Consider the following 18,696-nt stretch of genomic DNA (forward strand, 5'->3'; position numbering starts at 1 on the left):
AGCGAGTGGAATTCGTTTGGAGATATGGAACAGAAAATGATCGAGCCGTATGCAGCCGACCACCCTACCGCCTATGGCGTTAGAACGGCTGGCGCCGGACGCGGCGGCACGGGCGCGGGCGGGACCCGTTCCGCCGCGGCGCGCGGGATGCGGCGGCCGGCTTCGATGCCTTCGTTGAACAGGTTCTGGACCGGCGTGTTCAGGTAGGGCAGCGCCACCGAGAGCGTCAGCATGCCGACGCCGAGCGTGATCGGGAAGCCGATGCCGAAGATGTTCAGCTGCGGCGCGGCGCGCGTCAGGATGCCGAGGGCGACGTTGGTGATGAGCAGGGCGGCGATGATCGGCAGCGCGATCTGCAGGCCGGCCGAGAAGATGCGGCTGCCCAGGCGCGCCAGTTCGAGCGGCGCGGCGGACGAGAGCGGCGTGCTCGAGATCGGCAGGCTGATGAAACTTTCCGACAGCGCCGCCAGCAGTACCAGGTGCGCGTTCACGGCCAGGAAGGCCATGGTCGCCACCATCGACAGGAACTGGCTGATGGCGGCCGAGCGGCCCTGGGTGGTGGGGTCGAAAAACGAGGCAAAGGAAAAACCCATCGATGAGCTGGCCAGTTCGCCCGCGTATTCGATGGCGGCGAACACCAGGCGCATGGCGAAGCCCATTCCCAGCCCGACCAGCAGTTCCTGCAGCAGGATCAGCAGGCCCGCGTAGGACATCGGGTCGACCGCCGGAATGTTCGGCACGGTGGGCGCGATGATCAGCGCCAGCAGCACGCCGAGGATGACTTTGACCTGGTTCGGCACGCTGGCATGGCCGAACAGCGGGGCCGAGGCCAGCATGCCGAGGATGCGCGTGAGCGGCCACAGCAGGCCCGCGATCCAGGCGTTGATCTCAAGCGAAGTCAGCGTCAGCACGGGACCAGCTTAGCTCACCATGCCCGGGATGCCCGTGAACACCTGGCGCATGTAGTCGAGCATCACCGACAGCATCCAGGGCCCGGCAATCACCAGGGCGACGAACACGCCGACCAGTTTCGGGATGAAGGAGAGGGTCGCTTCGTTGATCTGGGTGGCGGCCTGGAAGATGCTGACCACCAGGCCGATGACGAGCGCCACGAACAGCAGCGGCGCCGAGACCAGCAGCGTGATTTCCATGGCCTGGCGGCCCATCGTCATGACGGATTCGGGCGTCATCGTGCGTTCCTAGTTAAAACTCTGGGACAGGGAGCCGAGCAGCAGCTGCCAGCCATCGACCAGCACGAACAGCATCATCTTGAACGGCAGCGAAATCACGGCCGGCGACATCATCATCATGCCCATCGCCATCAGCACCGACGCCACCACCATGTCGATGATCAGGAAGGGGATGAAGATGGCGAAGCCGATCTGGAACGCGGTCTTGAGTTCGCTGGTGACGAAGGCGGGGATCAGGACGCGCAGCGGAATGTCTTCCGGTCCCTGCAGGGCGGGCGTGCGCGAAATCTTGACGAACATGGCGAGGTCCGACTGGCGCGTCTGCTTGACCATGAAGTCCTTCAGCGGCTGGGCGCCGCGGCTCATCGCTTCGGTCATCTGGATGCGGTCTTCCTGCAGCGGCAGGTAGGCGTCGGTATAGATCTTGTCGAAGGTCGGCCCCATCACGAACAGGGTCAGGAACAGGGCCAGGCCGATCATCACCTGGTTCGGCGGTGCGGTCTGGGTGCCGATCGCCTGGCGCAGCAGGGACAGCACGATGATGATGCGGGTAAAACTCGTCATCATCAGCAGCGCCGCCGGCAGGAAGGTGAACGCCGTCATCAGGAGCAGCGTCTGCACCGGCAGGGTGTAGGTGGTGCCGCCGCCGGGGCTTGGTGCGGTGGTGAATGCCGGCACGCCGGGCGCCGCCAGCACCGCCAGCGGCAGCGCTACCAGGCTCGCCGCCAGCAGGAGTTTTTTCGTAGGTCGCATTACGGTGTTACCTTATTTCGCGTTGCGCTTGTCGATCGTCTGTTTCAGCCAGTCGGAAAAATTCGATGCCGACGGCGTGTGGCCGGCGAGGGTGGCGCCCGCCGCAGTGTTGGCGCCTGCGTCGCCCTTGGGCATCGTCGCCAGCGCATTCACGCGGCCGGGGGAGGCACCAACCACGATCCATTGATCGCCCACTTCGACCACCATGATGCGTTCGCGTCCGCCGATATTCAGGGCGCCGACCATGCGCAGGTTGGCGGTGCTGCCGGTCACGCGCGGGCCGTAGCGTTTCGCGGCCCAGGCCAGCGCCGCCAGCAGGGCCAGCACCAGCACGAGGGCAAAGATGGTTTGCAGCAAGCTGCCGGTGGAGGGGCCGGGCGCCGCTTGCGGCATGGTTACCGTGCTGGCTGGATTGGCGGGCGTGCCGGGAATCGCGGCTGGCGCGGCGGGCATGCTGGCCACGGCGGGAGCGGGCGCATCGCTGACGCCGGCCGTGGTCGGGACTTCGCCGACCGTGGTCGCGCGTTCAGCAACGGGTGTATCCGTGGGGGTATTCGGAGATGCGGCGGGAGCGGTATTGCGGGGTGCCACAGGTATCGACGCCTGCGCCGGCACGCCGCTATCCTGCCGGCCTGCCGCGGCACTGGCGCCATCCTGCTGGCGCGCCGCCGGGGCCGGCGTTACCGGCTGGGCCGCGACCGGCGCAGCCGTGGTTCCGCTGCCGGTGCTGGCCGGCTGCATCGCGCAGGCCGCCAGCGGCAGCAGGCAAAGCGACGCCAGCAGCGCGCCTGCGCCGCCCCGCGCCATGCGTACGGACCAGCTGGCGGGGCGTACAACCCGGGTGCTGGCCGCGGAGGAAGTGGCAGGAGGGCAGGCGGTGGCGCGCGTGGACATCATTTATTCAATTTTCTGATCCGTTCCGAAGGCGTGATGATATCAGTCAGGCGGATACCGAACTTGTCGTTCACGACCACCACCTCGCCCTGGGCGATCAGGCAGCCATTCACCAGCACGTCCATCGGCTCGCCGGCCAGGCCGTCGAGTTCGACGACCGAGCCCTGCGCCAGCTGCAGCAGGTTCTTGATGGCGATCTTGGTGCGGCCCAGTTCCACGGTCAGCTGCACCGGGATGTCGAGGATGAAGTCGATGTCGTTCGGGGTGTCCGGGCGCGGGTTCTTGGTGCCGAAGTCCTGGAACACGGCGGCGCTGGCGGTCTGCTGCTTTTGCAGCGCGGCGGCCTCGGCGGCGGCCTGCTCGGCGATGGCGGCGCCCCAATCGTCGTCGAGGAATTGATCGTCCTGGTTGTCAGACATGGTGTTTCTCCTGAATTACTTGAAGCTGTCGCTGTTGGCCAGCAGTTTTTCGACCTTCAGCGCGTACTGGCCGTTGAAGACGCCATATGAGCATTCCATCACCGGCACGCCATCCACCGTCGCCTGGACCATTTCCGGGACCGTGATCGGAATCACGTCGCCGATTTTCATGTTGAGGATCTCGTCGAAGTTCGCCTTGCCGTGGCCGAGTTCGGCCACGAGTTCGACTTCGGCCACCTGGATCTGCTGCGTCATCAGGCGGATCCAGCGCTTGTCTACTTCGAGCGCCTCGCCCTGCAGGCTGGAGGTGAGCGCATCGCGGATCGGCTCGATCATCGAATACGGCATGCAGAAGTGAATCTGGCCCGACACCGGGCCCAGCTCGATCGTGAAGGTGGACGATACCACGACTTCGTTGGGCGTCGCGATGTTCGCAAATTGCGTGTTCATCTCGGAACGGATGTACTCGAATTCGATCGGGTAGACCGGCTCCCACGACTTGGTATACGCCTCGAACACGATGTCGAGGATGCGCAGGATGATGCGCTGCTCGGTCTGGGTGAAGTCGCGGCCCTCGACGCGGGTGTGGAAACGCCCGTCGCCGCCGAACAGGTTGTCGACCAGCAGGAACACCAGGCCCGGATCGAACACCATCAGCGCGGTGCCGCGCAGCGGTTTCATGTGGATCAGGTTGAGGTTGGTCGGGACCACCAGGTTGCGGATGAATTCGCTGTACTTGGAGACGCGCACCGAACCGACCGACACCTCGGCGCTTCGGCGCACGAAGTTGAACAGGCCGATGCGCAGCAGGCGCGCGAAACGCTCGTTGATGATCTCGAGCGTCGGCATCCGGCCGCGCACGATCCGCTCCTGGGTCGCCAGGTTGTAGGTGCGGACTCCCGAGGTGTCTTCAGGCGCGGAAATGTCGTCCTGATCGCCGTTGACCCCCTTGAGGAGGGCATCGACTTCTTCCTGTGAGAGGAAATTATCGGCCATGGTATGTTTTTACTCGATGCTTGTTTACTGAATGATAAACGAGGTAAACAATACGTCGGCCACGTCCTGTTCGTCGCCGCCTTCGTCGAACGGCACCTGCACCACGGCCTTGATCTCGGCCGCCAATTGCTGCTTGCCTTCGACCGTATTGATTTCCGACGCCTTTTTGCCCGACAGCAGGAGCAGGACGCGGCTGCGCACCTTGGCCATGTTGTCCTTGATGAGCGCGACCTGTTCCGGCCCTTCAACCTGCAGTGTAAACTGCACTTGCAGGTATTGGTCGCCCGTCTCGGGCTGCAGGTTTACCGTAAACGCTTCGATCGGCACGTACTCGGCCTTGACGGCCTTGTCCTTCTTTTTCTTCTTCTTGGGCGCTTCTTCGGCATGCGCCGACTCGGCGTCGCCGCTGCCGTGCAGGAAGTACCAGCCGGCGCCGCCCCCACCGCCGAGCACGAGCACGCCCGCGATCGCCATGATCATGAGCTTTTTCTTGGAGCCTGATGCTGGTGCTGCCTCCGCCTTCGGGTCAGCCTTCATTTTCGGATTCGCTTTCATTTACCTCGGGTGCCTGATGGGGGTGCGTGATTATGTCATTATCGAGAAAAAATGCGCAGCGGCAAGCTTTGAAAAGAGCGGGGAAGGGGTGTCTGCTTGGGGGATGTGATGGTGGAGCATGATCTGGGACGTAGCGTGGGCGGGTTTCCCGCCCACCGTACGTCGCCATAAAAAACGGCCGCACAATGGCGGCCGTAACGAATCGTTTTCCTGCTTAGGCAAACGTATCCACTGCTCCCGCCCCGCCGATAATGCGCGAACCTTGCCGCGGCGTCACGTCCGCCACGCTGCCATCGCCGCCATTCCCATTGCCGCCACGACCGCCACCCGGACGGCCCGATCCCTGCCCATCCTGCCCCTGGCGGCCCTCGGCGCCGGCGTTCACGGTCGCATTGCCGAGCGCGATGCCGCTCTCGTTCATCATCTCGCGCAGGCGCGGCAAGGCGTTTTCCAGTGCCTGGCGCACTTCCAGCTGCTGCGACGAGAAGGTCACGCTGGCGAGGTCGTTCGACACGTTCAGCACCACCTGCACCGGACCGAGATCCGGCGGGTTCAGCTCGAGCGTGGCGCTCTGGTCTTCGCCGCCGACCATCCAGATTACTTTCTGGCCGACCTGGTTGTCCCAGGCCGGGGTGCCGACGCGCGCGCTCAGGCGGTCGGTCGGGGCGCTGCCGGCCGCTTGCGCGGTCTGCAGGGCGGTGGCCTGGGCCGTGAGGCTGGTCAAGGCCTCGGCCGGCGCGGGTTCCTTCATGCTGGCGGCGTGGACCGCACTGTCGCGCAAGGCGGACGCGAAGTCGGCGCGCTCGGCCGGCAACTTGCCGCTTTCGCCCATCTTGCCCATGTCGAGTGCACGCGGGTCGATGCCCGGCGCAGCCTTGTCCTGCGGCGCATCGGTTGCCGCGGCGAGGGCGTCTTCCGGCAGAACGCCGGCCTTGCCGCCGCTTTGCGCAAGCAGGTCGTCGGCTTGCGGCGCCGCAGCCTGGGTGGCAACCGGCGTCACCGGCGCGGCGGCCTGCTGCACCTGGTTGAAGCTGGCCACCAGCGCCAGCATGTCGACGACGGCGTCGGCGGCCTTGGCGTCCGGCGACGTTTCGGTTTCTTCGCCTTCCCCTTTGCCGGCTGCGGCCGTCTTGTCGGCGCTGCCTGCAGCATCGGCTTTCGAGGTCGAAGCAGGGTGCTCGGTTTCCTTCGCAGCCTGCTTGACCATCTCGCGCGAGGCAGGCTTCGGGTCGTTCGGCGCCGGCTTGGGAGCGGCCTGCGGCTTGGGCGCGGCGGCTTGCTGCGGCATGGCCGGCTGGGGCATGGCTGGCTGTGCCTGCGGGCGCACTAGCGCCTGGCGCTGTTCCATCTGGCGCTGCTCGATCTGACGGGTCAGCGTGGCGCCGAACTTCACGGCCTCGCTGTTGCCCGGCATCGTCGTGCGCAGGTTCGGCGCCGGGGCAGCGGGGGCGTTGAACTGGATCGGGAGGGAATTGGTGTGCATGGTGGCTTTAGCGGTTGGTGCGGACGGTGCGTGCCGCGTGGTCGTCCATCATTTTCTGGTCGCGCTTGTTTTCGATTTTCAAGGCTTCGGCGGCGGCGCGGTCGTTCAGGGTGCGGTAGGACAGGCGCTTGCGTTCGCTTTCCTGCCAGGTCGTCTTTTCCAGCTCGCTCTTGTATTTCGCGTGTTTCACGACTTCCTGCTGGCCATTGATCGCGTTGTCGAGCTTGCCGACAAAGGCGACGAAATTGGCGTAAGCGAAGGGCGTGATGCCGTTCATCTGCGCCTGGTCGAGGCGGTTCGCGTAATCGTCGCGGTAACCAAGCAGCATGTTCAGTTTTTGTTGCGCATTCTCGACCTCTTTGAGGGCCGCGCCCAAGCGCTTGGCGGCATCGTCGGAATCGCGCTGCGCCAGTTCGATCAGTGTTTCAAGAGCGGAAGTATTTGCCATGGTGAAAGTATAGCCAGGGCAAACTCAAACCGATCAGCTGAACAGAGAGGTCAATTGCCCCAAGCTCTGGCCCATATTCGTGTTTTCGAAAATTTCCTGGCACAGGAATTCTTCGATCTGGGCGTTCAGGGCGATCGCCTGGTCCAGCACCGGGTCGCTGCCCGGGGCATAGGCGCCGACGCTGATCAGGTCGCGCGAACGCTGGTAACGCGAGTACAGCTGTTTCAGCTTGCGCGCGGCCAGCTGGTGCTCGTGCGTGGTAATGCCGTGCATGGCGCGGCTGATCGATTGTTCGATGTCGATGGCCGGATAATGGCCGGCTTCGGCCAGGTGGCGGTTCAGGACGATGTGGCCATCCAGGATACCGCGCGCGGCATCCGCGATCGGGTCTTGTTGATCATCGCCCTCGGACAGCACGGTATAAAACGCGGTGATCGAACCGCCGCCTTCGAGCCCATTGCCGGCGCGCTCGACCAGCACCGGCAGCTTGGCGAACACCGAGGGTGGATAGCCTTTCGTCGCCGGCGGCTCGCCAATCGCCAGCGCGATTTCGCGCTGCGCCATCGCATAGCGGGTCAGCGAATCCATAATCAAGAGCACGCTCTTGCCCTGGTCACGGAAGTGTTCGGCAATCGCCGTGGCATAGGCCGCGCCCTGCAGGCGCATCAGCGGCGGGCTGTCGGCCGGCGCGGCTACCACGGCCGAGCGCGCCATGCCTTCCGGCCCCAGGATCTGTTCGATGAATTCTTTCACCTCACGCCCGCGCTCGCCGATCAGGCCGACGACGATCACGTCCGCCGTGGTGTAGCGCGCGATCATGCCAAGTAGCACCGATTTGCCGACGCCGGTACCGGCGAACAGGCCCAGGCGCTGGCCGCGGCCGACGGTCAGCATCGAATTGATGGCACGTACGCCGACGTCGAGCGTGTCCTTGATCGGCGCGCGGTCGAGCGGGTTGACGGGGCGGGCATTGATCGGCGCGACCTCGTCGGTGCCGAGCGGACCCTTGCCGTCGAGCGGACGGCCGGCGCCGTCGACCACGCGTCCGAGCAGGCTCCAGCCGACCGGCAGGTGGCGCGCGCGGTCGCTCGGACGGCGGCGCGGGTGGTTGACGGTGCCGGGACGCGGCACCGGGGTTTCGACCGGGAACACGCGCGAGCCGGGCACCACGCCTTCGACGTCGGATTGCGGCATCAGGAACAGGCGCTCGCCCTCGAAGCCGACCACTTCGGCCTCGATTTTCGCGCCGTTGGGCAGCGGGATGGTACAGGCGCTGCCGACTGCCAGGCGCAGGCCGACGCATTCCATCACCAGGCCGGCCACGCGCGTGACGCGGCCCGAGACCTGCATCGGCTCGACGAAATTCAGCAGCGAGTCGCAGTCGGACAGGTAGGACTTCCAGCGCGCCGTGTGACGGTCCAGGTTGGAGGTCATCAGCCCAGCCACTCGACGTTCTTGCCCAGCGCATGCGTCAGGCGTTCCCAGCGCGCGGCGGCCTGGGCATCGATCTGGTTGCTGGCGGTATCGACCTTGCAGCCGCCGCGGCCGATTTGCGGATCGGCCACCACGCGCCAGCCACCTTTATCGAGTTCGTCGGACAGGGCGGCGCGCACGATCTCGATGTCGTCCGGATTCAGCGCCAGGATCGCCGGCTGCTGCAGCACCGGCAGGTAATCGATCGCTTCGCGCACGATCGGGATGATCAGTTCGGGGCGCACCGTAAACGCGGTGCGCACCATCGAGCGCGCCAGGTGCAGGGCGAGGTCGAGCACGTCGGCGGCGATCGTTTCGTCGGCGGCGGTAACGGCGCCGCTGAAGCTGGCGGCCATGGCGCGCAGGGTCTCCATCTCGGCCGCCACTTCCTGGCGGCCGGCTTCATGGGCTTCGGCACGGCCGGCGGCGCGGCCTTCCGCGCGGCCTTCTTCCAGGCCCTCGGCATAACCCTCGGCGCGCGCGCCTTCGCGCAGCGCTTCGAGCTCGGCGGCGGTGGGGAATTGCATCGCCGGCGCCGCCTGGGCGGCCGGTACGTGGGGCGCAGCCGCGGCGGAGGCGGACGCCGCTGCGGCAGCCGCTCGCTCTTCGGCCTGGATGCGCGCCGCCAGCGAACTGGGCCGCTCGTCGCCGAAGGAGGTCATTTCCCAGCGCTTGAAGGCGCCCTGCGTGTCTTTGCTCATCTGTACCTGACTCTACCGGTTAAACGAAGGAATCGTCGCCCTTGCCACCCAACACGATCTGCCCTTCGTCGGCCAGGCGGCGCACGATTTGCAGAATCTGCTTCTGCTGCGCTTCCACTTCCGACAAGCGTACCGGACCTTTCGATTCCAGGTCTTCCCGCATCATTTCGCTGGCGCGCTGGCTCATGTTGCGGAAGATTTTCTCACGCAAGTCCTGGGAAGCGCCTTTCAGCGCGATGATCAGCATGTCCGACTGCACTTCGCGCAGCAGCAACTGGATGCCGCGGTCGTCGATGTCGATGACGTTGTCGAACACGAACATCTCGTCCATGATCTTCTGCGCCATGTCGTTGTCGTAGTTCTTGATGTTTTCCATCACCGCGCTTTCCTGCTCGCCGGCCATGAAGTTCAGGATCTCGGCCGCGGTGCGCACGCCGCCGAGCGACGACTTTTTAATATGCTCGTTACCCGACAGCAGCTTGGTCAGCACGTCGTTCAGCTCGCGCAATGCGGCCGGCTGCACGCCGTCCAGCGTGGCGATGCGCAGCACGACGTCGTTGCGCAGGCGGTCCGAAAAGTGGCTCAGGATCTCGCAGGCCTGGTCGCGCTCGAGGTGCACCAGGATGGTGGCGATGATCTGCGGGTGCTCGTTGCGGATCAGTTCCGACACCGATTGCGCGTCCATCCACTTCAGGCTTTCGATGCCCGAGGCGTCCTTGCCGCCCAAAATGCGGTTCAGCAGCACGGCGGCCTTGTCGTCGCCCAGCGCCTTGGTCAGCACTTCGCGGATGTATTCGTCCGAATCGAGGCCGACCGTCGAGTGGGCGTCGGCTTCGTCGCGGAACGATTCCAGCACGCTAACCACCTGCTCGTGCTGCACCGATTTCATCGCCGCCATCGCCGCGCCGAGTTTCAGCACTTCGCGCGGGCCCAGGAATTTCATGACTTCGGCCGCTTCCTCCTCGCCCATGGCGAGCATCAGGATTGCCGCTTTGGTGATGCCGTCCTTGTCCTTGTCGCTCATTATTCCTGTCCCACCCATGCCTTGATTACGTTTGCCACGATGCGCGGATCATTCTTCGCCATCTCTTTTGCCATCGCCAGGTTGGCGCGGTAACTGCGCTCCCGCGGTGCTTCCTCTTCCTCGAGCGGCATGCCGTCCGGTCCCAGCGCCGGCTTGCCGTCGAGGGCGACGATCGCATCTTCGTCGTCTTCGTCGTCGTCCTTCTTGTCGGCTTCCGGCTCGGCGGTCGCTTCGTCGAACTTGCGCACCACGGGGCGCAGCAGCGGGCGCAGGATGCGGAAGTACAGGAAGGCGAGCACGGCGGCGATCAGCAGGTATTTACCGATCTGCATCGCCAGCGGCAGGTTGGCCGGGTCCTTGTACCAGTCCGGACCATTCTCGTCCGGGCGGTCGACGCCGTCGAACGGGGCATTTGCCACGTTCATGGTGTCGCCGCGCGCCTGCGAGTAACCCATCGCCTGTTTCACCAGCTCGTTGATCTGCGCGACTTCGGCCGCGGCCAGCGGTTTCACGGTAATCTTGCCGGTGTTCGGGTCAACCGAACGGCGGTAATTCACCACCACGCCCACCGTCAGGCGCTTGATGCCGCCCATCGGACGCTGCTCGTAGCGGATCGTCTTGTCGAGCTCGTAGTTGGTGGTGGCATTCTTGCTGGCCGGGCCGGTGGTCGTCTGCGGCGCGGCGGCCGGGGCGCCACCGTCGAGCGGGGCGGTGGCCACGCCCGGCGGCTGGTTCGACAGCGCGCCCGGGATGCCGTTGGCCGGGCCGGTCGTGGCGCCAGTCTGCTCCGAGGTCTGCTGGCTGCGGATCGCCTGCGGCTCCGGCGGCGAATTCGGCTTGTACATCTCGGCAGCGGTGTCGACCTGGGCGAAATCGACTTCGGCGGTCGCTTCGGCGCGCACGTTGCCCTTGCCGACGATCGGGGTGATCAGCGATTCGACCTGCTTGATGATGTTCTGCTGCACCTGCTCGACGTACTTCAACTGGGTGGCGTCGAGCTGTTTGTTCAAGCCATTCTGCTTCGGCTGCTCGGACAGCAGGTTGCCGTTCTGGTCGACCACGGTGACGTTGCCGATGGTCAGTTCAGGAATGCTCGACGCCACCAGGTGCACGATGGCGCTGACCTGGCCCGGATCGAGCGCACGGCCCGACTGCAGGTTCAGCAGGACGGAAGCGGTCGGCTTTTGCTGGTCGCGCACGAATACCGACGGCTTCGGCAGCGCCAGGTGCACGCGCGCGCCGGCCACCGAGCCGAGCGACTGGATCGAACGGGCCAGCTCGCCTTCGAGCGAACGCTGGTAATTGACTTGCTCGAGGAACTGGGAGACGCCCAGCTTCTGGTTTTCCATCAGCTCGAAGCCGACGTTGCCGCCTTTCGGCAGACCCTGCGAAGCGAGTTTCAGGCGCAGGTCGGGGACCTGCTCGGCCGGCACAAGGATCGCGGTGCCGCCTTCGGAAAATTTATACTTCACGCCCATCTGGTCGAGCGCGGCGGTGAGGGCGCCGCCATCCTTGTCGCTGTAGTTGGCATACAGCACGCGGTAATCCGGAGTACTGCTCCACATCCAGATCGCCACGACAACGGCCAACACGGCCGCCACGCCACCGCCGATGAGCACGTTGCGGCCCATCGGGGTTTTCAGGAACGGTTGTGGAGCAGCAGGATTGTCGAGCAGGTCGTCGGCGGTCGCGGCCATGTTTGTCCAGGGGAGAAAGGAGATCAGGACCGGATTATGAAGCCACACGGCAACATTCAAACGCGGGAATAGGGGCCGCTTTCCCCTCCTGCTCGAACGAGCCGCTTGCATGGGGACTGGTAACCTGTAAGCCTGACATCGCTCCGGTACACCTTGCCGGGGCACGCACGAACATACCAGGAGAACCCATGAGCATAGGCGGAATCGGCGGCATCGACGGCAGCCGCATCGAGGCGATGATGGCCCAGCTCAAGGCTGCCGCCACCAAGCCGGCCGCGCCTTCGCTGGCCCCCGGCGGCCCCGGCGCCCTGGGCGGACTCGGCGGCGGCGGCGCCGTCAACGAAGGCCCGTCGAAGGTCAGCTTCTCCGACGCGTTGAAAAATTCGCTCGAACAGGTCAGCAACTCCCAGAAGCACGCCGAAGAACTCGGCCAGAAATTCGCCATGGGCGACGACAGCGTCAGCCTGTCCGACACCATGATCGCCATGCAAAAGTCGAGCATCGCTTTCCAGGCGACTGTGCAGGTGCGCAACAAGCTGGTGTCGGCGTATCATGAGATCATGAACATGCAGGTGTGATCGGATTGATCGCATCATGCAAAAGGGCTGCGTTCTGTAAGAGAATGCGGCCCTTTTGCTTTTGTAGGGTGGGCACTTGTGCCCACGCGGTCGGACTCACGCACACCACCATCGCCTACTCGATCAACATCCCCGCGATCTCATCCGACCTACCCCAATCCCGCGCATACATTCCGTCACGCACATACCGATGAAACGTCGAATGTGGCCAATCCATGACCCGTTCGACATACCCATGCTTCACCGGGTTGAAATGAATGTAATCCATGTGCCGTTCAAAATCCTCGTCGTTACGAATTTGATGCTCCCAGAAGCGCCGCTGCCAGATGGTCGACTCGCGTCGATTCCGACGCGATGGTGTCGAGATCGCATCATTGTGCAGAACGTGGGAGGAGTAGCTTGATACGTAGCGTTTGATGGTCGCCCAGCGGGTCGAGTAATCGACATCGTTCTCCGGCAGAGTCCAGATGCAATGCATGTGATCAGGTAGCAGGATCCACGCATCGATAACAAACGGACGGATGCCACGAACAAACCGGATCGCTTGTGCGAGGTTCGATCGGATTAACGGGTTGCAAAAAATCGGGCGCCGGCGATGCGCGACGACCGTGAAGAAGTAAGTAGAGCCAGTGAGAAGGCGGCGGTAGCGTGACATGGTGCGGCATCGTAGTGCGGCACCAGGCGGTTATGGATGTGTTGGATCAATCGTGACGCAGACAGGGCCAATGTGCAGGAGCAGGAGGGTTGCAGAATGTGAGACCGCGTGGGCACGAGTGCCCACCCTACGAAAGCCCAGCTAGCCTGGCATTGCGCTCACGTTCGAGCTTGGTGATATATCGCTGCACCGCCGCCATGTTGGCGCGCGAGATGTCGACGAACATGCAGCCGATGCGGCGCGTCGGCTTGTTGTTGAGCATGGTGAGATCGAGCGCGTTGCGTACCTGGAGCGAGGTGGTGACCTGGCCAATGTCCGGCAGGTCGATGCGGCAATCGGTGAAGGTCTGGCCGACCGTCGAGTTCAATTGCAGCTTGTTGTCGAGCAGCGAAATGCCGCCGCAGCTGATGTCGGCCAGCGGGAAGCTGGCGTTGCCGCCGCCCAGTGCCGGCGGCAGCGGGATCAGGGCCGGCACCGGATTGGTCAGCGGCGTCGGCATGCGGTAGAACTCGCGCCGCTGCAGGCGGATGAGCGAGCCCGGAATCGCCGCAGCCAGGGCGCCGGAACCGCGGTGCTCGATGTCTTGCACGCCGCTGACGCTGAACAGGATGCGGATCTTGTCGAGATAGGTTTCGCACAGCACGCTTTTGGCCTGCACGATGCGCTCGTTCTGTTCGCGATTGATCGAGCGGTCGAGCACGAACACGTCTTCGTCGGCATCGATTTCCAGGATCGAGGTGACGCAGACGTCGGCCTCGCCCTTGATCTTCATGCGGATCAGCTGCTTCTTTTCGCCGATCTGGCGCAGCAGCGCCACGATCTCGCGGCGCGACTGCACTTCGTAGTCGTGCCAGTTTTCCAGTTCCGCATCATGCATTGCTTGCATCTTGTTCCGCCGATCGTGCAGGTGAATCTGCAGGTGAGTCAATAAAAAGGGCGCTGTCAGGCGGAGCCGGCGCCGGGAGCGAATGGCCGAGTTGTTGCGCTGACTCAATATGATATAGCCATGCTAACAGTTCCGCAATTGCGCGGTAGAGGGCGGGCGGAATCTGGCCGTCGAGGTCGATTTCCATCAGCAGCGCCACCAGTTCCTTCGATTCGTGCACGAACACGCCGGCTTCCTGCGCGCGCGCGATGATCTGCTCGGCCACCAGGCCGCGGCCCTTGGCGACGACCGTCGGCGCGGCGGAGCCGGCCGCATAGGCCAGCGCGACCGCGCGCTGCTGGCGTCCGGGAACAGACTCGGTCATGAATGCGCGCTCATGCGCCCTCGCGCGCGTTGATGCGCAAGGCCGCCAGCTCGTTGCCGCTAGCGGCCAGCGCGTCCTGCAAACGCGGCGCGCCGGCGCGCAGCTGTCCGGCGGCATCGGGCGCCGCCAGCAGTTCGACGTGCAGCTGCGTGCCGCGCAGGCTGACGCTCGCTTCCACCTCGCCCAGCAGGGCGAAGCGCAGGCGCAGGCTGCTCTGCCAGCCGGGGGCGTCGGTATCGCGTTCGTGGCCGGAGGCGCCGTCTTCCTCGCGCCGCACTTCCCAGCGCAGCGGCTGGTCCGGTCCGAGCCGGCCCTGCCACACCAGCTGGCCGGATTCCTGGGTCGCCAGTTGCTGGTTGATCAGCTGGGCGGTGGCGGGATCGGTCGGTGGGGTGCCCGGCGCTTTCTGCGCCTGCGGCTCGGCCATCAGTTCGGCCAGCGGACGCTGCCCGTCGGCCCACTGGGCCAGGTGCGATTCGTAGAACAGGCCGCTCCTGGCGACTGCTTGCTGCAACTGGCTTGCCAGCTGCGCCGGGTCGGGTGCCCCCTGCGGCGCCAGCGGAGCCGTTCCGTGCAGGGAGGCCAGCGGCGCACCGGCCGCGCTTTTCAGGATCTGGCCCAGCAGGCGTGCGGCCGAACTCAGGTCGGCGGCTTGGGCATCGGATGCGGGCAGGGGCGTGGCGGCAGCGGCGATGCCGGCCGCCAGCGTGGCGGCGTTTGCCGACAGGGGAATCAGCTTGCCGTGCAGGGCGGCGTCGCCGAGGCCGAAGGTCGGCTGCGGCGAGGCAGCGAGGACCGTCATGGTCAGTTGCGCGCCGGGTTGGGTGCCTGGCGGCAGCGCCATGCGCACCGGCGTGTCGGCCACACGGACCATGAAACTGCCGTCCTGCATGCGCGCCAGCACCGAGACCGGTACCTGGCTGCCGAGCATGGTGGCAAGCGTGCGCTGGAAGGCGTCGAGGCGGGCGTCGCCGGCGCGTTCGAGCGGCGCCGCGGGCTGGACCGGTAGCAGGGCCTTGAGGCCGGGACCGGGAATGCGCTCGACCATAAGAAACTAGGGAATTACACGCTGCCGTAGGCGTTGGCGAGGCGGCGCTGGGTGCCGGAATTGCTGATCAGGGCGGACAGCTGCGCCATCCACGGCATGGTCAGGTCGCGGATCTTGCGGTCGTCGGCCAGGATGCGGCGGATGCAGTCGATCTTGGTCTGGCGGTGCGAGGCGGTCAGTTCGACCGCGGCTTCCTGGCGCTTGAGCATGTTCACGTGCGCCGTGCAGGCTTGCTCGAGGACCGTCAGGTGGTCCCAGTCGCCGGCTTCGGCGGCGGCCAGCATCTGGCCGGTCAGGTCGGCAACCGCGGTGTATTCCAGCACGACTTCCTGGCCGGTCATCATCAGGCGCTCGCCATCACGGGGTAATTCGACATCGAAGGTGCCTGCAATGGCTTTTCGCCGATCTGGTTCCAGGCGTCGCGCAGGTCGACGAGCAGGGTTTGCACTTCGTCGAGCAGGGCGGTCTTGTTCTGCAGGCTGGCGGTGAGCAGGCGTTCGGTCATGTACACGTACAGGGAATCCAGGTTGCTGGCAATTTCGCCGCCGGCCTTCTTGTCGAGGCTGGCACGCAGGCCGTTGTTGATGATATCGAGCGCCTTGGCAATCGCGGCGCCTTTCTCGGCGATGTGGCCGGCGGCCATGTGGTTTGCCGCGTTCTTGATGGCGGTCAGGGCGCCGTCATACAGCAATACGATCAGTTTATGGGGCGAGGCCGAAATCACCGAGGTTTCCATTCCTACTTTGGCGTAAGCATTCACGCCGCGCTGCATCGATCCAAACATCGTGCTCTCCAATACATCATTGTGCGAGGAACGCGCCGCTGGGCGTTCCTCCAAGTTCATGCTGCAGCTGGTCGGGGCGGTTTGTCTGCCGGCCTGCCATTCTTCAGCGAGGGTAGTTTACTTGCTTAACGGCAGGTTCTAACCGGACTTGAGAGGGATAATTACCCGGCTTTTTCAGGCTTTATCAAGCCGATAACGGAATGGGATCGAGCCGGCGGGTAAGCGGGCGAGGGCGAAGGGGAGTTTGCGCGGCGTCGGCGCGGGCCGGCGCGCAGCTTGAAAAAAATCAGTCGTTGCGCGGCTGTTTGCGGCGCTCGTGGTGGCGCCGCGAGTCGGGCGACTCCAGCGCGCGCGTCAGGATCGAGCGCGACACGTTACAGGTGTCGAGATAGTTCAGCGCGAACTCGACCCCGCGGATGTCCACCAGGTAAAGAGCATATTCGGCGGTCAGCGCCGTTTGCTCGTCGGTTCTTCGTTGCATCATAAAAACTCAGCCAAGGGACTCTGTCGACAGCCGGGCAAACGTCATATACGCCTTCCGTGTCGCGTTAATACAATGATATCCATGTTGGGGACGCACACAAAATACATTTGTGAGAAATTGTTTCTATATTGTGAATTGGTATCAACTTGACGCAGCGCCGGGTGCCGGAAAGGTGCCGGCTTCGAAGGCATCGAGCGGTCGCGCATAGAAATAACCTTGCCCCTGGTCGCAGCCGGTCTCGCGCAGCGCCATGGCCTGCTCGGCCGATTCGACCCCTTCGGCCACCACCCGCAAGCCCATGCGGTGTGCCATGGCGACGATGGCTTGCACGATGGCGCGCGCGTCGGCGCTGTGCACCATGTCGTGTACAAACGACTTGTCGATTTTCAGTTTGTCGATCGGCAGGCGCTTGAGGTAGCTGAAGCTCGAGTAGCCGGTGCCGAAGTCGTCGATGGAGAGCGTGACGCCCAATGCGCGCAGGCGGTGCATGATCGCCAGGCTGCGTTCCGGGTCGGCCATCGACAGGCTTTCGGTCAGTTCCAGTTCCAGCAGGTGCGGCGCAATGCCGGCGTCAATCAGCAGTTCCTCGACCAGGGCCACCACGTCGCCCTGCAGGAACTGGCGCGCCGACAGGTTCACCGCCACGGGAATGGCGGGCAGGCCGGCGCCATGCCAGGCCGCCATCTGGTGCACGGCGGTGCGCACGATCCAGTCGCCGATCGGGACGATCAGGCCGGTTTCCTCGGCGATCGGCACGAATTCTTCCGGCGAGACCACGCCATGCTGTGGATGGCGCCAGCGCAGCAGCGCTTCGAAGCCGACCAGGCTGCCCTTATGTAAATCGATCTTCGGCTGGTATTGCAGGAACAATTCTTCGCGTTCGAGCGCGCGGTGCAGCTGGTGTTCGAGCGCCAGGCGGCGCCCCATTTCGCGGCGCTGCGCCGGCGCGAACTGCTGCAGGCGCGCGCCGCCGGTTTCCTTGGCGTGGCGCATGGCCGTGGCGGCGTTGCTGAGCAGGGTATCGGCATCCTCGCCATCGGCCGGGAAGCAGGCGAAGCCGAGGCTGCAGGTAATCGCAATGTCCTTGCCGGCCCACGAGACGCTGCCGTTGACGCTGTCCATCAGCCGGCGCAGGCGCGCGTGCACCGCATTCCCGTCGCCGGGGTGGTTCAGCAGCAGCACGAATTCGTCGCTGCCGATGCGCGCCAGCAGGTCTTGCGGGTCGAGTTCGGCCTGCAGGCAGCGGGTGACGGCCACCAGCACTTCGTCGCCGGCGGCGTGGCCAAACGCGTCGTTGATGCGCTTGAACCGGTCGAGGTTAAGACACGCCACTGCGGCCACTGCGGCCGGCGCGCCGCGGCGGCGCCAGCCGGCCACGCTGTCGTGGATCGCGCCCAGCAGGGCCTGGCGGTTGGCCAGGCCGGTCAGTGTATCGTGCGTGAGCAGGAATTCGACCTGGTCGGCGGCGGCGGCCAGCTGGGCGCCGGAGGCGTTCTGCTGCACGCCGTCGTGCAGGCGCTGCGATGCGATCGCCAGCTGGCGGTGGTAGATCAGTTCCTCGACCATGCGCGCCAGGTCGTGCAGTTCGTCGAGCGCCGCCGCATCGAGTGCACGCGGCGCGCTGTCGATGATGCACAGCGTGCCCAGCTTGGCGCGCTCGACTGAATACAGCTGCACCCCGGCATAGAAGCGCACGTGCGGTTCGCCGACCACGCTCGGGTTGTCGGCGAAGCGCGGGTCGCGCATGGCGTCCTCGATCACCATCGGCTCGTCGCCCAGGATGGCATGGCCGCAGAACGAGGTGTCGCGCGGGCCGGATTGGGCCTCCATGCCGCAGCGCGACTTGAACCATTGGGTGTCGGTGCCGACCAGCGAGATCAGCGCGGTCGGTACATTGAGCAGCTTGGCCGCCATGCGCGTGATGCGGTCGAACGCTTCCTCGGGACCGGTGCCGAACAGGTTCGTTGCATGCAGCGCGGCCAGGCGCCGCGCTTCGTCTACCGGGGTAGCTGGTGTCATCATGTGCTGGGCGAACCGCATCTTGACGATACGGTTGGGTTCGTGATCCAGCCTGCATTACGCCAGAAGCGGCGTTAATTTGCAATTGCCGCACAATTGTAAAATCGGCCAAGGCCGGGGCCGGCTCTGTATGCACAGAAATGTACGGGGTCATCGAGGCCAGTGGCCTAATGCCAGTCAGTTAAGGGTGATGCAGAGTATTTGGTTAAGACTAAACTGCATTGAGGAGCCTGAGTTTCGCAGTC

23 protein-coding genes are annotated in these 18,696 nt (G+C 64.8%); 2 read left to right on the top strand and 21 right to left on the bottom strand.

Annotated features, from left to right (window positions below; all coding sequences use genetic code 11):
* Positions 1–71 precede the first annotated feature (71 nt).
* From fliR to fliL, 7 genes are read right to left on the bottom strand one after another with little or no spacing between them, the layout of a single operon-like run.
* Positions 72–911 carry a flagellar biosynthetic protein FliR gene (fliR, locus tag IFT60_RS08805; protein ID WP_192051585.1) on the bottom strand — a complete coding sequence of 280 codons (840 nt, stop codon included), beginning with the start codon at positions 909–911 and terminating at the stop codon, positions 72–74.
* 9 nt (positions 912–920) lie between these two features.
* The gene (gene fliQ, locus IFT60_RS08810) at positions 921–1,190 is read right to left on the bottom strand and encodes a flagellar biosynthesis protein FliQ (RefSeq protein WP_192051586.1); all 270 of its coding nucleotides are present in this window, start codon (positions 1,188–1,190) and stop codon (positions 921–923) included.
* A gap of 9 nt (positions 1,191–1,199) precedes the next feature.
* Positions 1,200–1,943, bottom strand: coding sequence for a flagellar type III secretion system pore protein FliP (gene fliP, locus IFT60_RS08815; protein WP_192051587.1), 744 nt, complete (start codon positions 1,941–1,943; stop codon positions 1,200–1,202).
* Positions 1,944–1,955: 12 nt separating this feature from the next.
* A complete protein-coding gene (gene fliO / locus IFT60_RS26480) occupies positions 1,956–2,840 on the bottom strand; it encodes a flagellar biosynthetic protein FliO (protein WP_229510753.1) in 885 nt (294 codons plus the stop codon).
* Positions 2,837–3,256, bottom strand: coding sequence for a flagellar motor switch protein FliN (gene fliN, locus IFT60_RS08825; protein ID WP_192051588.1), 420 nt, complete (start codon positions 3,254–3,256; stop codon positions 2,837–2,839). The genes fliO and fliN overlap by 4 nt, the downstream gene beginning before the upstream one ends.
* Positions 3,257–3,271: 15 nt before the next feature.
* Positions 3,272–4,252, bottom strand: a complete 981-nt coding sequence (fliM, locus tag IFT60_RS08830) for a flagellar motor switch protein FliM (RefSeq protein WP_192051589.1) — start codon at positions 4,250–4,252, stop codon at positions 3,272–3,274.
* A 24-nt stretch (positions 4,253–4,276) separates the two neighbouring features.
* Positions 4,277–4,789, bottom strand: a complete 513-nt coding sequence (gene fliL, locus IFT60_RS08835; RefSeq protein WP_192051719.1) for a flagellar basal body-associated protein FliL — start codon at positions 4,787–4,789, stop codon at positions 4,277–4,279.
* Here fliL and IFT60_RS08840 point away from each other — a divergent pair.
* Positions 4,731–4,916, top strand: a complete 186-nt coding sequence (locus IFT60_RS08840) for a hypothetical protein (protein WP_192087919.1) — start codon at positions 4,731–4,733, stop codon at positions 4,914–4,916. The two genes, fliL and IFT60_RS08840, sit on opposite strands and share 59 nt — an antisense overlap.
* Positions 4,917–5,021: 105 nt before the next feature.
* On the opposite strand, the gene IFT60_RS08845 is transcribed toward IFT60_RS08840, so the two are convergent.
* The 6 genes from IFT60_RS08845 to fliF are packed head-to-tail and all read right to left on the bottom strand — an operon-like array spanning position 5,022 to position 11,633.
* A complete protein-coding gene (locus IFT60_RS08845; protein WP_192051590.1) occupies positions 5,022–6,290 on the bottom strand; it encodes a flagellar hook-length control protein FliK in 1,269 nt (422 codons plus the stop codon).
* Between the two features lie 7 nt (positions 6,291–6,297).
* On the bottom strand, positions 6,298–6,738 hold the full coding sequence (gene fliJ / locus IFT60_RS08850) for a flagellar export protein FliJ (protein ID WP_192051591.1): 441 nt from the start codon (positions 6,736–6,738) through the stop codon (positions 6,298–6,300).
* Positions 6,739–6,771: 33 nt separating this feature from the next.
* Entirely contained in the window at positions 6,772–8,172 is a 1,401-nt protein-coding gene (fliI, locus tag IFT60_RS08855; RefSeq protein WP_192051592.1) for a flagellar protein export ATPase FliI, read from the bottom strand.
* Complete coding sequence (locus tag IFT60_RS08860; protein WP_229510754.1) at positions 8,172–8,912, bottom strand: flagellar assembly protein FliH; 741 nt, start codon at positions 8,910–8,912, stop codon at positions 8,172–8,174. Before IFT60_RS08860 ends, fliI begins: the two co-directional genes overlap by 1 nt.
* Before the next feature lie 19 nt (positions 8,913–8,931).
* Positions 8,932–9,936 (bottom strand): flagellar motor switch protein FliG, encoded by a 1,005-nt coding sequence (gene fliG, locus IFT60_RS08865; RefSeq protein ID WP_192051593.1) that lies wholly within the window; start codon positions 9,934–9,936, stop codon positions 8,932–8,934.
* Positions 9,936–11,633 (bottom strand): flagellar basal-body MS-ring/collar protein FliF, encoded by a 1,698-nt coding sequence (gene fliF, locus IFT60_RS08870; protein ID WP_192051594.1) that lies wholly within the window; start codon positions 11,631–11,633, stop codon positions 9,936–9,938. The genes fliG and fliF overlap by 1 nt, the downstream gene beginning before the upstream one ends.
* A gap of 188 nt (positions 11,634–11,821) precedes the next feature.
* On the opposite strand from fliF, the gene fliE reads away from it, so the two are divergent.
* The gene (gene fliE, locus IFT60_RS08875; RefSeq protein WP_192051595.1) at positions 11,822–12,211 is read left to right on the top strand and encodes a flagellar hook-basal body complex protein FliE; all 390 of its coding nucleotides are present in this window, start codon (positions 11,822–11,824) and stop codon (positions 12,209–12,211) included.
* A gap of 115 nt (positions 12,212–12,326) precedes the next feature.
* Here fliE and IFT60_RS08880 read toward each other — a convergent pair whose 3' ends face one another.
* From IFT60_RS08880 to IFT60_RS08915, 8 genes are all read right to left on the bottom strand, one after another.
* Positions 12,327–12,866: an REP-associated tyrosine transposase gene (locus tag IFT60_RS08880; RefSeq protein WP_192051596.1), complete on the bottom strand. Its 540-nt coding sequence runs from the start codon at positions 12,864–12,866 to the stop codon at positions 12,327–12,329.
* A 127-nt stretch (positions 12,867–12,993) separates the two neighbouring features.
* Positions 12,994–13,743 carry a flagellar brake protein gene (locus tag IFT60_RS08885; protein WP_192051721.1) on the bottom strand — a complete coding sequence of 250 codons (750 nt, stop codon included), beginning with the start codon at positions 13,741–13,743 and terminating at the stop codon, positions 12,994–12,996.
* Positions 13,736–14,116: an EscU/YscU/HrcU family type III secretion system export apparatus switch protein gene (locus IFT60_RS08890; protein ID WP_192051597.1), complete on the bottom strand. Its 381-nt coding sequence runs from the start codon at positions 14,114–14,116 to the stop codon at positions 13,736–13,738. Before IFT60_RS08890 ends, IFT60_RS08885 begins: the two co-directional genes overlap by 8 nt.
* A gap of 10 nt (positions 14,117–14,126) precedes the next feature.
* Entirely contained in the window at positions 14,127–15,164 is a 1,038-nt protein-coding gene (locus IFT60_RS08895) for a flagellar hook-length control protein FliK (RefSeq protein ID WP_192051598.1), read from the bottom strand.
* Positions 15,165–15,178: 14 nt separating this feature from the next.
* A complete protein-coding gene (gene fliT, locus IFT60_RS08900) occupies positions 15,179–15,508 on the bottom strand; it encodes a flagellar protein FliT (RefSeq protein ID WP_192051599.1) in 330 nt (109 codons plus the stop codon).
* Positions 15,508–15,948 carry a flagellar export chaperone FliS gene (gene fliS / locus IFT60_RS08905; protein ID WP_192051600.1) on the bottom strand — a complete coding sequence of 147 codons (441 nt, stop codon included), beginning with the start codon at positions 15,946–15,948 and terminating at the stop codon, positions 15,508–15,510. The genes fliT and fliS overlap by 1 nt, the downstream gene beginning before the upstream one ends.
* 286 nt (positions 15,949–16,234) lie before the next feature.
* Complete coding sequence (locus IFT60_RS08910; RefSeq protein ID WP_192051601.1) at positions 16,235–16,432, bottom strand: hypothetical protein; 198 nt, start codon at positions 16,430–16,432, stop codon at positions 16,235–16,237.
* A 141-nt stretch (positions 16,433–16,573) separates the two neighbouring features.
* Positions 16,574–18,454 (bottom strand): putative bifunctional diguanylate cyclase/phosphodiesterase, encoded by a 1,881-nt coding sequence (locus IFT60_RS08915; RefSeq protein ID WP_192051602.1) that lies wholly within the window; start codon positions 18,452–18,454, stop codon positions 16,574–16,576.
* Positions 18,455–18,696: the final 242 nt, after the last annotated feature.

This window comes from Massilia sp. CFBP 13721 (assembly GCF_014842025.1).
Lineage (GTDB): Bacteria > Pseudomonadota > Gammaproteobacteria > Burkholderiales > Burkholderiaceae_D > Telluria.

Coding starts and splice junctions, on each gene's coding strand:
- fliJ (WP_192051591.1), bottom strand. CDS start 6,738: ATGGCAAATACTTCCGCTCTTGAAACACTGATCGAACTGGCGCAGCGC.
- fliP (WP_192051587.1), bottom strand. CDS start 1,943: ATGCGACCTACGAAAAAACTCCTGCTGGCGGCGAGCCTGGTAGCGCTG.
- fliE (WP_192051595.1), top strand. CDS start 11,822: ATGAGCATAGGCGGAATCGGCGGCATCGACGGCAGCCGCATCGAGGCG.
- fliS (WP_192051600.1), bottom strand. CDS start 15,948: ATGTTTGGATCGATGCAGCGCGGCGTGAATGCTTACGCCAAAGTAGGA.
- fliM (WP_192051589.1), bottom strand. CDS start 4,252: ATGGCCGATAATTTCCTCTCACAGGAAGAAGTCGATGCCCTCCTCAAG.
- IFT60_RS08885 (WP_192051721.1), bottom strand. CDS start 13,743: ATGCATGATGCGGAACTGGAAAACTGGCACGACTACGAAGTGCAGTCG.
- IFT60_RS08860 (WP_229510754.1), bottom strand. CDS start 8,912: ATGAGCAAAGACACGCAGGGCGCCTTCAAGCGCTGGGAAATGACCTCC.
- fliG (WP_192051593.1), bottom strand. CDS start 9,936: ATGAGCGACAAGGACAAGGACGGCATCACCAAAGCGGCAATCCTGATG.
- IFT60_RS08895 (WP_192051598.1), bottom strand. CDS start 15,164: ATGGTCGAGCGCATTCCCGGTCCCGGCCTCAAGGCCCTGCTACCGGTC.
- IFT60_RS08840 (WP_192087919.1), top strand. CDS start 4,731: ATGAGCTTTTTCTTGGAGCCTGATGCTGGTGCTGCCTCCGCCTTCGGG.
- fliQ (WP_192051586.1), bottom strand. CDS start 1,190: ATGACGCCCGAATCCGTCATGACGATGGGCCGCCAGGCCATGGAAATC.
- IFT60_RS08845 (WP_192051590.1), bottom strand. CDS start 6,290: ATGCACACCAATTCCCTCCCGATCCAGTTCAACGCCCCCGCTGCCCCG.
- fliI (WP_192051592.1), bottom strand. CDS start 8,172: ATGACCTCCAACCTGGACCGTCACACGGCGCGCTGGAAGTCCTACCTG.
- fliL (WP_192051719.1), bottom strand. CDS start 4,789: ATGAAGGCTGACCCGAAGGCGGAGGCAGCACCAGCATCAGGCTCCAAG.
- IFT60_RS08910 (WP_192051601.1), bottom strand. CDS start 16,432: ATGATGCAACGAAGAACCGACGAGCAAACGGCGCTGACCGCCGAATAT.
- fliF (WP_192051594.1), bottom strand. CDS start 11,633: ATGGCCGCGACCGCCGACGACCTGCTCGACAATCCTGCTGCTCCACAA.
- fliT (WP_192051599.1), bottom strand. CDS start 15,508: ATGATGACCGGCCAGGAAGTCGTGCTGGAATACACCGCGGTTGCCGAC.
- fliN (WP_192051588.1), bottom strand. CDS start 3,256: ATGTCTGACAACCAGGACGATCAATTCCTCGACGACGATTGGGGCGCC.
- IFT60_RS08915 (WP_192051602.1), bottom strand. CDS start 18,454: ATGATGACACCAGCTACCCCGGTAGACGAAGCGCGGCGCCTGGCCGCG.
- IFT60_RS08880 (WP_192051596.1), bottom strand. CDS start 12,866: ATGTCACGCTACCGCCGCCTTCTCACTGGCTCTACTTACTTCTTCACG.
- IFT60_RS08890 (WP_192051597.1), bottom strand. CDS start 14,116: ATGACCGAGTCTGTTCCCGGACGCCAGCAGCGCGCGGTCGCGCTGGCC.
- fliO (WP_229510753.1), bottom strand. CDS start 2,840: ATGATGTCCACGCGCGCCACCGCCTGCCCTCCTGCCACTTCCTCCGCG.